This is a genomic window from Rossellomorea marisflavi, assembly GCF_009806575.1.
Classification (GTDB): Bacteria; Bacillota; Bacilli; order Bacillales; family Bacillaceae_B; genus Rossellomorea; species Rossellomorea marisflavi_A.
Window position 1 is genome coordinate 2,989,197 of the sequence record NZ_CP047095.1, and the last position, 12,946, is coordinate 3,002,142.

A 12,946-nucleotide genomic window follows, 5' to 3' on the forward strand; every position below is an offset into this window, starting at 1 on the left:
CCCCACTCCATTTTGGAAGATCGGCAGTATACGGCCGTATTTATTCCCAACTTGTCATGCTTGGACCATTGGGATGCATATATATCATTGTATACGATAATACCAATTTTGAGAAGGCAGGGAAGTATATGTCAAAATTTCTGAGAGGCACCGTCATTCTCATGCTCGCTGCCCTGATCACAAGAGTCCTGGGGTTCGTGAACCGCATCGTCGTGGCCCGGTTCATCGGGGCAGAGGGGGTCGGTCTTTTCATGATGGCCTTCCCTACACTGCTCCTGGTCATTACCATCGTCCAGTTCGGGCTCCCCATTGCCATATCGAAAACGGTATCAGAAGCAGAGAGCAGCGGGGACCGGCAGAAGGTGAAAAAGATCCTGGTCGTCTCCCTCTCCATCACCCTGGGTCTTTCCCTGATCTTCACACCTGCCCTCATTCTCCTGGCACCCTATCTATCCCAGACGCTGTTCACGGATCCGCGTACATATTACCCGTTGGTCGCCATCGCACCGATCATCCCGGTTGTCGCCATTTCCTCCGTGCTGCGAGGCTATTTCCAGGGACGGCAGCAGATGAAGCCACCTGCCTACTCTCAAGTCATCGAGCAGGTGGTAAGGATCACGCTCATCGCCGTCCTGACTAAAACCTTCCTGCCCTACGGCATCGAGTATGCGGCAGCAGCGGCCATGGTGGCTTCCGTCCTAGGGGAGCTTGCTTCCTTGGTCTTCCTTTTCACTTACTTTAAACGTAAGAAGACGTTCCGAATGCGGAAGCAATTCTTTTCATCCATCCATAAAGGGAAGGAGACCCTGCGGGAACTCATGGAAGTGGCACTGCCGTCAACGGGTAGCAGGATGATCGGATCGATTTCTTTATTCTTTGAACCGATCGTTGTCGCCCACAGCCTGGCACTCGCCGGTGTCACGGCTTCCATGGCCACAGCGCAATATGGTTCACTGACGGGTTACGCCCTGCCACTCCTGTTCCTGCCTTCCTTTATTACCGTCTCTCTATCCCAATCCCTTGTCCCGGCGATCAGCGAAGCGAACGCCTTGAAAAATTATAAACTGATTGAATACCGCCTTCAGCAGGCACTGAGGATCTGCCTCATCACAGGTGGTTTGTCCATCGTCGTCCTCTACATCTATGCAAAACCCCTCATGCAGCTGATGTATGGCAGCGAAACCGGAGCGGTGTTCATCATGATCATGGCGCCATTCCTTCTGTTCTATTACTATCAAGGCCCGTTGCAGGCAGTCCTTCAGGCATTGAACCTTGCGAGGGCGGCCATGATCAACAGCCTGATCGGGGCCGTGGTGAAGACCGGCGTGATCTTCGTCCTTGCTTCTCAAGCCGGATTCGGCATCAACGGCGCTGCCCTTGGGATGGTAGTCGGATTCGTCCTTGTGACCATCCTCCACTTCATGACCATCTTGAAGGCCGTCCCCATCATGCTCTATATAAGGGATTATGCAGTGGTGGCGGCTGTGATCCTGCTTTCGGGACTGTGGGGTCATTATTCCTGGCTCACACTTTTCCCTTCTGAGCCCGTGTCCATCCGGCTTGTGATCGGGATTGCCACGACATGTATCGTCTATATCCTATGCTCTTTCCTCCTGCGATTGATCACGAAGGAAGATATGAAGAATATCCCGTTGATCAAACGGTTTGTCTAGCAAATGAAAAATGATCCGGACCGAGCTCCGGATCATTTTTCATCTATATAGAATTCGCCCTTATCATAGCTGCAGAATGCAATATCCGTGATGGCAGGATAGCCCCTCTTTTTCATCTCGCCACGCAGCCAAAATGGAGATTTGCCGAGCTGCTGGAGATGTTCGGTCTGGATCTCGCCGTCCAGTATGATGGGGAGGGCGTATGTGTCGGCGCTCCCCTGTTTTTTCAGTACCGACAGCTTTCCTGATGTTTCAAGGATTGCAAATTCGACGTCCGCCACGTTAAACACATCTTTTTCCCGCAACTGGAGAAGGAGATCATCGAAATTGTATCTCTGCTTCTTCATGACCACTTCATCGATCTTCCCGTTATGGATGATGACAGCAGGCTTCCCGTCGATCATCTCCCTGAAGGATTTTGAACGGAGGGATATCATGGCGAACAGGAGCTGCAGCACGACCATCACAACCATGGGGATCAGGGAGTGGGCCAGGGGATCCTTCGGCTTCTCGATCGCCATGACAGCGATTTCGGCGAGCATGATGAAAACCACTAGATCCAGGATGCTCAGTTCGCCTATTTCACGTTTACCCATGATTCTGAAGATCAATACGATCAAGAAGTAAAGAATCAGCGTCCGTGCCACGATGACGATATATTCCTCCATTCGATTCACCTCCATCAGCTAATCCTTCATAGTATCGACCCGTAAGGATCATTCATGAGAGGGATATTTGCCCAAAAGCCAGTCTTTTTTCCGGTGGTGGTGAATATGCTTGTACTAGAGCTCGTCAAATGAAGAATTGGAAGGGAGAGATTGATCATAGAAGCCAAAAAATTAGGGGGCGCAGTACTCTTCGGCACGGTCACTATCTTTGTGATCGCCATCGCTGCAAGCTTGATCTTTTCATTGCTACTTCGGTTCACCAGTCTGACGGAGAGTGCCATTTCCTTATTCATCACCATTGTGTCATTCCTGGCCCTGTTCATCGGGGGATTCATGTCGGGGGGAAAAGGCAAAACCAAGGGATGGATGCTCGGAGGTTCCACGGGGATCCTTTATACGCTTTTCGTCTTCCTTTTTCAATATCTCGGACTGGACTCATCTCCGTCTTCAGAGCAGCTGATCTATCATGGGTGCTATATCCTGACGGCGATGATGGGTGGCGTACTCGGGGTCAACCTGAGCGGAGGCAACCCGAAGGAAAACTGAATCATACAAAAAAAGGCCTGCACCCGTCCACGCTTGACAGCATGGAAGAGCACAGGCTTTTTTTATACTTCTGTCTTAACAATCTCCCTGATCGCATTGCGATCATATGTAAGACGGCTTCCATCACCGCATTTGATGATGACTTTTCCTTCTTCGATGGCATCGATGAAGCCGTGAAGTCCGCCGATTGTTACTACCTTATCGCCTTTAGCCAGCTCGCTTTGCATTTGTGCAACCGCTTTTTGACGCTTCTGCTGCGGACGGATAAGCAGGAAATAGAACAATACGAACATCAAGACGAGCATGATGATTGAACCTAGTCCTCCTTGCATGTGTTTCCCCTCCTTTCAAATTAGAAGTTCTTCGCATCCGGACGGTTGAAACCGTACTGTTCGAAGAATTCTTCCCTAAAGTCCCCCAGTCGATCTTCGCGAATCGCTTGTCTGACTTGTTCCATTAAGTTTAACAGAAAATGCAGATTATGATAAGTCGTAAGCCTAATTCCGAACGTTTCGTCACATTTGATCAAATGACGGATATAAGCCCTGCTATAGTTTTTACATGTATAGCAGTCGCACTTTTCATCGATCGGTCTGAAGTCCCTGGCATACTTGGCATTTTTCACCACGAGACGGCCTTCACTTGTCATGAGGGTACCGTTTCGGGCGATCCTCGTCGGCAGGACGCAATCGAACATATCGATCCCCCTGATGGCTCCGTCGATCAGTGAATCCGGAGAGCCTACACCCATGAGGTATCTCGGCTTGTCAAACGGCAGATGAGGCGTGGTGAATTCAAGTACCCTGTTCATGACATCCTTCGGTTCTCCCACAGAAAGTCCACCGACTGCATATCCAGGGAAGTCGAGTGACGTAAGGTCACGGGCACTCTGCTTCCTCAGCTCCTCATACTCCCCTCCCTGTACGATCCCGAACAACCCCTGATCCTGTGGACGCTGATGGGCCTCGAGACAGCGTTCGGCCCAGCGTGATGTACGCTCGACAGAACTCTTCATATATTCGTACTCCGCAGGATACGGCGGGCATTCATCGAATGCCATCATGATATCGGATCCAAGGGCATTCTGGATTTCCATCGCCTTCTCGGGACTGAGGAAGAGCTTGTCACCGTTCAGATGGTGACGGAAATGGACCCCTTCTTCTTCGATCTTACGGAGTTTGCTCAGGCTGAATACCTGGAAGCCTCCGGAATCGGTCAGGATGGCACGGTCCCAGTTCATGAACTTATGGAGTCCGCCTGCTTCCCGGATGATCTCATGGCCCGGGCGCAGCCAAAGGTGATAGGTATTGCTCAGGATGATCCCTGCATCCATCGCCTTCAGATCTTCCGGTGACATCGTCTTGACCGTGGCAAGGGTCCCGACAGGCATGAATACCGGTGTTTCGAATGTGCCGTGTGGGGTATGGACCTTCCCGAGCCGCGCACCTGTTTGCTTACATGTTTTAATGTGCTCATATCTGATTGCAGTCAACGTGTGATTCTCCTTTTTCAGTGTTGCAGCTGATTATTTTAAGAACATGGCATCGCCGAAGCTGAAGAAGCGATACTTCTCTTGGACGGCTGTCTCGTAGGCTTTAAGGACGTGCTCCTGACCTGCAAAAGCACTCACGAGCATGATGAGGGTCGACTTCGGCAGGTGGAAATTGGTGATCAAGCCGTCGATCCCCTTAAATTCATAACCCGGATAGATGAAGATATTCGTCCACCCGTTCTCTTCCACAAAACGGTCATGCTTGGAGGCGATCGTCTCCAAGGTCCGCGTCGATGTCGTACCGACGGTGATGATGCGCCCGCCCTTATCCCTTACATCATTCAGGAGGCGTGCCGTGCCTTCGGAGATTTGGTAAAACTCCGAGTGCATATCATGGTCCTCGATCGAATCCACCGACACGGGACGGAAGGTCCCCAGCCCGACGTGAAGCGTGATGAAGGCGATATGAACGCCCTTCGCCTTCAGCTCTTCCAATAGCTCCTCGGTGAAGTGGAGTCCCGCTGTAGGGGCGGCGGCAGATCCGCGCTCCTTAGCATATACCGTCTGATAGCGGTCCTGTTCTTCGAGGCGTTCCCGGATGTATGGAGGCAGCGGCATTTCACCAAGCTCCTCAAGCACCTCATAGAAAATGCCATCATAGGCAAATTCCATGATCCTTCCACCATGGTCCTTCGTCCCGACACAGGTCGCTTTCAGCTTGCCGTCACCGAAGACGATTTCCGTGCCCACCTTCACGCGCTTGGCAGGTTTGACGAGGGTCTCCCATTGATCTCCTTCTTCCTGCTTCAGGAGAAGGACTTCGATGTTGGCCCCCGTCTCTTCTTTTTGCCCAAAAAGACGGGCCGGTAATACACGTGTATCATTCAGTACAAGGCAATCGCCTTCATCCAGTAGATCGACAATATTTTTAAACTGAAGATGATCAATGGATCCGTCTTCTTTATCCAGTACCATCAGTCTGCTTTCAGAACGATTCTCTAGCGGGGTCTGAGCGATCAGTTCCTCCGGCAGATGGAAATCAAAATCTTCAACTTTCACTTTAGGTCACCTGACTTATCTTTATTTGAATCGGCCTATAAAATAAAAGACCAACGACAGTATAACACTTAACAGGACAGAAGTCATAAGCGGGAAATAAAAAGTTGCATTCTCCTTCTTCACGACGATATCACCGGGTAATTTCCCGAGTTTCGTGAACTGAAGGAGCAAACCGGCCACGAGGAGGACGGCTCCCGCAATCATCAGAAGTTTCGGCAGACCGCTCAATTGGCCGGCACCTCCATCTGGAAATGTTCATACACAAGATGCGTGACGATCCTGCCCCTCGGGGTCCTTTGGAGGAATCCGATCTGCAAGAGGTACGGCTCATATACATCTTCTATCGTATGGGATTCCTCCCCTATGCTCGCTGCAATGGTATCCAGCCCCACCGGGCCTCCCCTGAAGCGCTCGATGATGCCCCTGAGAAGTTTGTGGTCGATGTGGTCCAGACCGAGCTGATCCACTTGAAGGAGGTCCAGCGCTTCCTTGGATAGCGTCGCCGAAATATTCCCGTCCGATTTGACCTGGGCAAAATCCCTTACGCGCCTCAGGAGCCGGTTGGCGATACGCGGTGTCCCCCTCGATCTTCTCGCGAGTTCCTTTGCCGCAACGGGATCGATTTCCGTCCTGAGGATTGCGGCGGTCCGCTTCACGATCTCATTCAGCTGATCTTCATTGTAGTACTCCAGCCTGCAGAGCACACCGAAGCGGTCCCTGAGCGGTGCAGAAAGTGCGCCGGCTCGCGTCGTGGCCCCCACGAGGGTGAACGGGGGGAGATCCAGCCTGACCGAACGCGCACTGGGACCGGTGCCGATGACAATATCCAGGCAGAAGTCTTCCATGGCTGGATAGAGGACCTCTTCGATCGCACGTGGCAGACGGTGGATCTCATCGATGAACAGCACGTCTCCTGGCTCGAGGGCCGTCAGTACGGCAGCAAGATCCCCCGGTCTTTCAATGGCAGGACCCGATGTCGTTTTCATATTGACCCCCATCTCGTTGGCAATCACCGCCGCAAGGGTCGTCTTTCCGAGGCCAGGCGGACCGTACAAGAGCACGTGATCAAGCGTTTCCTCCCGCATCTTCGCCGCTTCGATGAATACTTCAAGATTGTGTTTGACCTTGTCCTGACCGATATATTGCTTGATGGTCTGTGGTCTTAAGGAGAATTCGAAACGGTCCTCATTTTGTTCCGATTCGCCTGATACCAATCGATCGTCCATCTCATTTGCTCCTTTCCATTAGGATTTCAGAAGAAGCTGAAGGCCCTTCCTGATATATTCATCCGAAGAGAGCTCCTGCCCTTTGAGCTTCGGTTTGATTTTCTTGACCTCCCGATCGGAATAGCCAAGCGCCTTCAGGGCGAGGATTGCTTCCTCAAATGCTTCATCACCGGAATCAAGGACCGTCTCTTCAGGATTGAACAGGCTCGGGAAGTAGTCCGGAACGACGTCCTGCAGTTTCCCCTTCAGGTCAAGGATCATTTGCCTCGCCGTCTTTTTCCCTACGCCCGGGAATTTCGTAAGGAATGTATCATTTTCTTCCTCAATGGCGGTGATCACCTGCTGAGGCGCACCCGACGCAAGAATCGCAAGGGCCCCTTTCGGCCCGATCCCTGATACATTAAGGAGCTTCATGAACAATAGTTTCTCTTCCAAGACAAGGAACCCATAGAGGGCAATGACATCTTCCCTCACATGCTGATATGTAAAAATCTGAATTTCCTGACCCTGATATTTCGAATATGCAAACGGATTGGCTGCAAATAATTGATACCCAATCCCTCCATTTTCAACCACCACATACTCGGGACTCACCATCTGCACAGTACCTCGAATATATTCATACATAGTAATCACTTCACTTTCTGACAAGAAATGCGGAGGAGGGGCGGTCTGGCCCGACAAGCATAAGGCCGGGCGGGCAAAAAGGAGTCCTTTGCTTTTTGGTCCGGTTCGACTTATTCTCGATCCCCTTGCACAGATCCTCTCTGGAGCCTTCCATACTGGCCACCGCCGCCTCGCATAATAAATCTATTGTATCATATCACTTATTGATTTTATGGAAAAGCACTGATAAAAAGAAACATTTGTTCTTATTTTTTCTGTTTTTTCCGATTCTGACTTTCTTCCAAATGCGCACATAAAAAACAGCCGGTCAGATGACCGGCTGTTCACTGTGGCAGGGAGTAAGGTTTCAATTGTTCGAGAACGTCTACATACGCTTCCTTGGATGTGATGGGAATCCCGTTTACCAGATCGTCATGCCGATTGCTCTCCAGCTTATCCAGGTCGATTTGGAAAAAGGATTGGATGATTTCCGCTTGACCTGGCTTCCCGTTGAAAATGGATAATACCCCTTCTTCAGTCAGGCCGAAGTACCCATTCGTTTTTAACAGCGGCGAAATATCATCCATCTGCTTCTGGAAGACGATTTGTTCTTCGCTCATATCAATCAGCTGCCATTCTTCGTAGGCAGCCCAGAAATCTTCCATGCTCCATATGGTTTCCTGGACGATTTCTTCACTTACTTCACCATCAAGATAAACCCTTTCCAGGATCAGCGTGACGGTATGTGCGGATGTTTCCTCTACGGGTACATCGTGAACCGGTCCGTCCGCCGCTTGCTTTTCATCTGAATAAAAGAAGGTAAAATATGTGGCTCCAGTCAACAACATCACCATAAACACGATCCGAACGTTCATCGTCATCGTGATCACCTCGGGATTCATTATGTATTGCTATCCCTAGTCTTGCCATCAGGGGAACGATTTATCCCGATAGTTGAAAAAAGACTGTACAAAGGGACCTCCCCTTTATACAGTCAAGCTTCTACGGGTTGCGGATCGTATTGAACATATCATGCAGGTCCAGGTTGATCCCATCCAGCGGTCCGCCGCCCCTCAGATCATTATCGATATTCCGGACGCGGCTGAATGTGCCTTCATCCGTGACGACTGATACAGTCCTGCCTTCGAGGTACGGCTGTACCGCTTTTTCTACACGTTGCTTTGTTTCTTCTTCTTTCGAGTGGTCCCTGACCTCGATGGCAATCAATACGTCGGTCCCATACGATACGGCACGAACATCACTGACGTTCTTCACATGCCCCGTGACATCGCCGATCTTTTCTGCAAGATCCCCCTCGTAGGCGGTATAGTACGAATTTCGCGCCTTACGGGTATTATCATCGAGATGCCCATGATAATTGGCATCACCGTGACTTCCACGGTTATCCTGGGCAAAGAAGCCTGCATCATATGGTGCCAGGGGGTGGTGGGATTCTGGGGATTGCCGTCATCATCCCTCACCTGCAGGAATTTATGTTTCTGATTACGGATATCCTGCCCTTCCCTGCCCACGGAATGATCGAACATTTCGGTCAACGGACCATCATGGCGGTCATTTTCATCTCCCCCATGACCTTCATTCGAATAATAGCCCAGTGGTTCATAGGAATTCGAGTATTGCTGACCGGATTCCTTCTCCGCACTGCTGCAGGCAGCAAGGTTAAGCGACATGAATGCTGTCATACCAAGAAATGCATAGCGCCTCTTCAACGTAGTCATTCCCCCTCACCGCTATTTGAGCATAATGCTCGTTTATAGGGTGCGGAGGAACGGACCCAATCATTCCATCAATAGTTGGGACAACCTCCTACAAATGGGTGATGATCCTCCGTAATTCACTGTGCAGCTCCTGAACGAAGCGCATCCGCTGGTGAAACTGTCCCAACGTGATCTGTACCAGATATGGCCACACTTGCTCCCTGTAAGACTGCCCCTCCCTGATGAATCGATTCCATTCCCTGAAAATATCACTCGGATACATCAGTCCAAGGAAGAACGCCGCATCATTTCTATACTTCCTTATCGAGGGGATGGCCAAGACGTCCTTCAACGACCAATCCAGATAAGGAAGTACCCGGTTGGCCATCTGGATATCATCTGTGATGGCAGGTGACCTTGACAGTAAATCAAAGTCGATGAGGTACACGCGGCCGTCGATTCCCCTTAAGAAATTATGATGGGCCACATCCCCGTGGACCATGCATCTTTTTCCTTTATAAGGGCCAAGTGCATCAAGTTCCTCCCAGGCCCATCTTCCCCATTCAAGATAGCTGGACAGATAATAGGGAGCAATAAAGTGTTGAAGATACGGCAGATGATAGTCAAACAACTGCATCCGCTTCTTCCATTTGTCAAGCCACCTGAACTCAGGCACATCGTCCACCCATGCGCCCTGAATCCTCCTTGTGGCGCGATGGAATCCTTTTAACACACGCCATGCTTCCTGCCTGTCTGAAACCTCAGCATAATCGATCGAAGAAGCCGTCTCGAGCCAGTATGAAATCCCGATTACATTCCCCTCGAACGAGATGACCTCTGTCTGATGCAGGGGATGCAAAGGGATGACATGGTTAAACCCTCCTTGCAGGAGCTCTTTGATCAGCATTTCTTGGAGTGCGAACCGTTTCTCCGAAGAGTAGCGCTTGACAAACCACTTCCTCCCTCCGGACTGCAGCACCCATTTCCCGTCTTTCAACGTGTCGATCGATGCACCGGGTTCCCCCAACTTCCATTGCAAAAAAGAAAGGAGACGAACTGTGTAGTCGTCTCCTCCATGCTCCCATCTATCCTTCATTGTCTTCGTCATAAAAGTTCGGCATGGAGAATGCTCTTGGGGCACCCATTTGCATACCTTGAGGCAAACCCTGCCCCATCATTCCCGGTCCGAATCCCTGCGGCTGGGGCATTCCATACGGCATCGGTTGATTCCACTGCGGAGCCTGCTGCTGCCATTGCGGCTGACCCTGTGGTTGAGGGCCTCCACATCCACAATCCTCCTGATCACTAGCTCCCATCACACCGGGTTGACCCATCGGCATTTGCTGATTCATCTGTGCTCCCATCACACCCGGTTGGCCCATCAGCATCTGATGATGCATCTGTGCTCCCATCACGCCAGGCTGGCCCATCGGCATCTGATGATGCATCTCTGCTCCCATCACGCCAGGCTGACCCATCGGCATCTGATGATGCATCTCTGCTCCCATCACGCCAGGCTGGCCCATCGGCATCTGATGATGCATCTCTGCTCCCATCACACCCGGTTGACCCATTGGCATCTGTCCATCCATCATGGCGCCTTGCACCTGATCTTGCCCCCATGGGCCAGGCATCCCGAATCCTCCTGGTCCGCAGAAACCTGGCCCAGGCATCATCGGTGATACTGGATAACATGGTTGTGGCATCCCCTGGTGCATCATTTGATTTTCATCGGATGCACCCATTACCCCAGGCTGGCCCATCGGCATTTGCATTGGCATCTGCATCGGGGACTGCATTGGCATTTGCATCGGTGACTGCATCGGCATTTGCATTGGCATCTGCATTGGTGACTGGGCATTCGGCATGAAAGGCATGAATGAAGAAGAATCTTCATCGTAGCCATGATGCATCATCGGCATATTCATCTGAGGATACTGGGCTCCCTGGACTTGATTCCATGGACCCATTCCGCCACCCTGCCACGGCTGCATGTTTCCACCATGACCGAATCCCGGCATGACTGGTGAAACAGGAACTGATTGATTTGGATTATAATACATAGGCTGAGTGAATCCCCCTTGTTGTGGTTGAGGCATTTCCAGGCTTTCTTCCTGTTGTACCCCTTTTACGCTGTGATTTGTTTTTGGCGTTTCTTTTTTTGGTTCCGTTGCTTTTGGAAGGATATTGGCAGGTTTAGGCGGTGTCTGTGGCTGGGGTTTTGCTTGCGGTTTCACTTGCTGCATCGGCTGTTGTTTTGGTTGCTGGACAGGCTGCTGCATCGGTTGCTGCATCGGTTGCTGCTTCGGCTGTACTTGCATATTCATCATGTAATAGTTGTTGATGTCGATCTCCGGGATGACCGGCTGTGGCATTTTTGGCGTGAACGGTTTTTGTGCTTCTTTCGGCTTTTCAGCCTTGGGCTGTTCTGCAGGCATCGTCATCGGTTTCTGCTCTTTAAAAGGATGCTCTGTTTTCGGCATTTCCTTTTTGGGAGCCTCCTTGGAACCGTACTTGATCTGTGTCTCTTTTTTTACGGTTCCACCGGATGTAGGGACTTTGATCTTCATTCCGGGCATGATCATATCCGGGTTGGACAGCTGGGCGTTCATGTGTTTTAATTCTTCGAAATTGACGCCATATTTTTTGGCGATTTTCCAGAGCGTATCACCTTTTTGTACGATATGGATCTTCACGCGTCATTCCCCTCCTCAGGCATAAGTCTATATATCCTATGATAAGATGGGCAAATTGCTAATCATCTACATAAAAACTTATGACTATGCGGATTCTTTTATGCCGCGGCCACTGATTTGAACAGTACGAAAAAAACCGCCGGGGGGATTTCCCGGCGATCGGTCAGGCACGATTCAACATGCGCTCGAGGGCTTTTACGGCTTCGGTCGTGACGGAAGGGTCCACCCTGATCACATTGACCGGATCCTCCGCCACTACACGCTCAAGAGCCCAGAGCAGATGCGGCAGGTCGATCCTGTTCATGGTGAGACAAGGGCACATATATGGATTCAACGATACAATGTGTTTGTCTGGGTGTCCCGCAATGAGGCGCTTCACCAGGTTCATTTCTGTTCCGATGGCCCACGACGTCCCTGATGGTGCACGTTCAATCATGTCGATGATGTATTTGGTGCTGCCATTATAATCAGACCGCTCAACTACTTCCCTCCTGCACTCAGGGTGGACGATGACCTTCATGTCCGGATGATTGTTGCGCACGTTCTCTATATTCTGTACGGTGAAATTCTCATGCACGGAGCAATGACCTTTCCAAAGGATGACTTTGATGTTTTCCGTATCCCCATCATGGACAAGCTCATTCGTGGCTGGATCGAATACCGCCATGTCATCCAGGGAAATCCCGAGATCGGCAGCCGTATTCCTACCCAGGTGCTGATCGGGAAGGAATAGGATCCTTTCTTTTTCCCCTAGCGCCCATTTCACCATGTTATGGGCATTGGATGAGGTGACCGTTGCCCCCCCGTACTTTCCTACAAAGCTTTTGATGGCTGCGGTGGAATTCACATAGGTCAACGGAATGATCCCATCACCAAACGTTTCCGTCAGCTTCTCCCACGCCTTCTCGGTTTGGTAGATATCGGCCATGTCGGCCATGGAGCATCCTGCCCGCATGTCGGGCAGGATGACGGTCTGTTCCGGTGCGGTCAGCATATCGGCTGTCTCCGCCATGAAATGGACCCCGCAGAAGACGATATACTCCGCTTCTTTATTCTCAGCTGAAACCTGCGCCAGTTGGAGTGAATCACCAACGGCATCGGCAAACTGGATCACTTCATCCTTTTGATAGTGGTGACCAGGGATAAAGAGCCTGCTTCCCATCATTTGTTTGATTTCCCTTACCCTTTCCTCCATTTCACCCGTCGTCATGGAGGTGATGGACGGTGGCAGAGAAACATGCAGTGTATCAAGAATTCCCATC

14 protein-coding genes are annotated in these 12,946 nt (G+C 50.8%); 2 read left to right on the forward strand and 12 right to left on the reverse strand.

Features of this window, described 5'->3' with window-relative positions:
- Positions 1-128: 128 nt before the first annotated feature.
- Positions 129-1,673, forward strand: coding sequence for a stage V sporulation protein B (spoVB, locus tag D5E69_RS15595; protein ID WP_048006432.1), 1,545 nt, complete (start codon positions 129-131; stop codon positions 1,671-1,673).
- Between the two features lie 32 nt (positions 1,674-1,705).
- Here the strand turns inward: spoVB and D5E69_RS15600 are convergent, their stop codons facing one another.
- Positions 1,706-2,341 (reverse strand): DUF421 domain-containing protein, encoded by a 636-nt coding sequence (locus tag D5E69_RS15600; protein WP_159129896.1) that lies wholly within the window; start codon positions 2,339-2,341, stop codon positions 1,706-1,708.
- A gap of 150 nt (positions 2,342-2,491) precedes the next feature.
- Here D5E69_RS15600 and D5E69_RS15605 point away from each other — a divergent pair, with 150 nt between their 5' ends.
- Positions 2,492-2,887, forward strand: a complete 396-nt coding sequence (locus D5E69_RS15605) for a TIGR04086 family membrane protein (RefSeq protein WP_316247144.1) — start codon at positions 2,492-2,494, stop codon at positions 2,885-2,887.
- 62 nt (positions 2,888-2,949) lie between these two features.
- Here D5E69_RS15605 and yajC read toward each other — a convergent pair whose 3' ends face one another.
- The 11 genes from yajC to nadA all read right to left on the reverse strand — a co-directional run bounded on the left by yajC (position 2,950) and on the right by nadA (position 12,945).
- A complete protein-coding gene (gene yajC / locus D5E69_RS15610) occupies positions 2,950-3,219 on the reverse strand; it encodes a preprotein translocase subunit YajC (RefSeq protein WP_048006213.1) in 270 nt (89 codons plus the stop codon).
- 20 nt (positions 3,220-3,239) lie between these two features.
- Positions 3,240-4,379 (reverse strand): tRNA guanosine(34) transglycosylase Tgt, encoded by a 1,140-nt coding sequence (tgt, locus tag D5E69_RS15615; RefSeq protein ID WP_048006214.1) that lies wholly within the window; start codon positions 4,377-4,379, stop codon positions 3,240-3,242.
- Positions 4,380-4,412: 33 nt separating this feature from the next.
- Positions 4,413-5,438 (reverse strand): tRNA preQ1(34) S-adenosylmethionine ribosyltransferase-isomerase QueA, encoded by a 1,026-nt coding sequence (gene queA / locus D5E69_RS15620; RefSeq protein ID WP_048006215.1) that lies wholly within the window; start codon positions 5,436-5,438, stop codon positions 4,413-4,415.
- A 21-nt stretch (positions 5,439-5,459) separates the two neighbouring features.
- Positions 5,460-5,666 (reverse strand): DUF2905 domain-containing protein, encoded by a 207-nt coding sequence (locus tag D5E69_RS15625; RefSeq protein WP_048006216.1) that lies wholly within the window; start codon positions 5,664-5,666, stop codon positions 5,460-5,462.
- Complete coding sequence (gene ruvB / locus D5E69_RS15630) at positions 5,663-6,664, reverse strand: Holliday junction branch migration DNA helicase RuvB (protein ID WP_048006217.1); 1,002 nt, start codon at positions 6,662-6,664, stop codon at positions 5,663-5,665. Before ruvB ends, D5E69_RS15625 begins: the two co-directional genes overlap by 4 nt.
- Before the next feature lie 18 nt (positions 6,665-6,682).
- Positions 6,683-7,291 carry a Holliday junction branch migration protein RuvA gene (gene ruvA, locus D5E69_RS15635; RefSeq protein ID WP_159129897.1) on the reverse strand — a complete coding sequence of 203 codons (609 nt, stop codon included), beginning with the start codon at positions 7,289-7,291 and terminating at the stop codon, positions 6,683-6,685.
- A gap of 323 nt (positions 7,292-7,614) precedes the next feature.
- The gene (locus tag D5E69_RS15640; RefSeq protein WP_148795575.1) at positions 7,615-8,151 is read right to left on the reverse strand and encodes an intercompartmental signaling factor BofC; all 537 of its coding nucleotides are present in this window, start codon (positions 8,149-8,151) and stop codon (positions 7,615-7,617) included.
- 121 nt (positions 8,152-8,272) lie between these two features.
- Positions 8,273-8,710: a YhcN/YlaJ family sporulation lipoprotein gene (locus tag D5E69_RS23690; RefSeq protein ID WP_249931619.1), complete on the reverse strand. Its 438-nt coding sequence runs from the start codon at positions 8,708-8,710 to the stop codon at positions 8,273-8,275.
- A gap of 387 nt (positions 8,711-9,097) precedes the next feature.
- Positions 9,098-10,027: an aminoglycoside phosphotransferase family protein gene (locus tag D5E69_RS15650; protein ID WP_063192005.1), complete on the reverse strand. Its 930-nt coding sequence runs from the start codon at positions 10,025-10,027 to the stop codon at positions 9,098-9,100.
- Between the two features lie 46 nt (positions 10,028-10,073).
- On the reverse strand, positions 10,074-11,684 hold the full coding sequence (safA, locus tag D5E69_RS15655) for a SafA/ExsA family spore coat assembly protein (protein WP_159129898.1): 1,611 nt from the start codon (positions 11,682-11,684) through the stop codon (positions 10,074-10,076).
- Positions 11,685-11,847: 163 nt separating this feature from the next.
- On the reverse strand, positions 11,848-12,945 hold the full coding sequence (nadA, locus tag D5E69_RS15660; RefSeq protein ID WP_048012636.1) for a quinolinate synthase NadA: 1,098 nt from the start codon (positions 12,943-12,945) through the stop codon (positions 11,848-11,850).
- Position 12,946 lies beyond the last annotated feature (1 nt).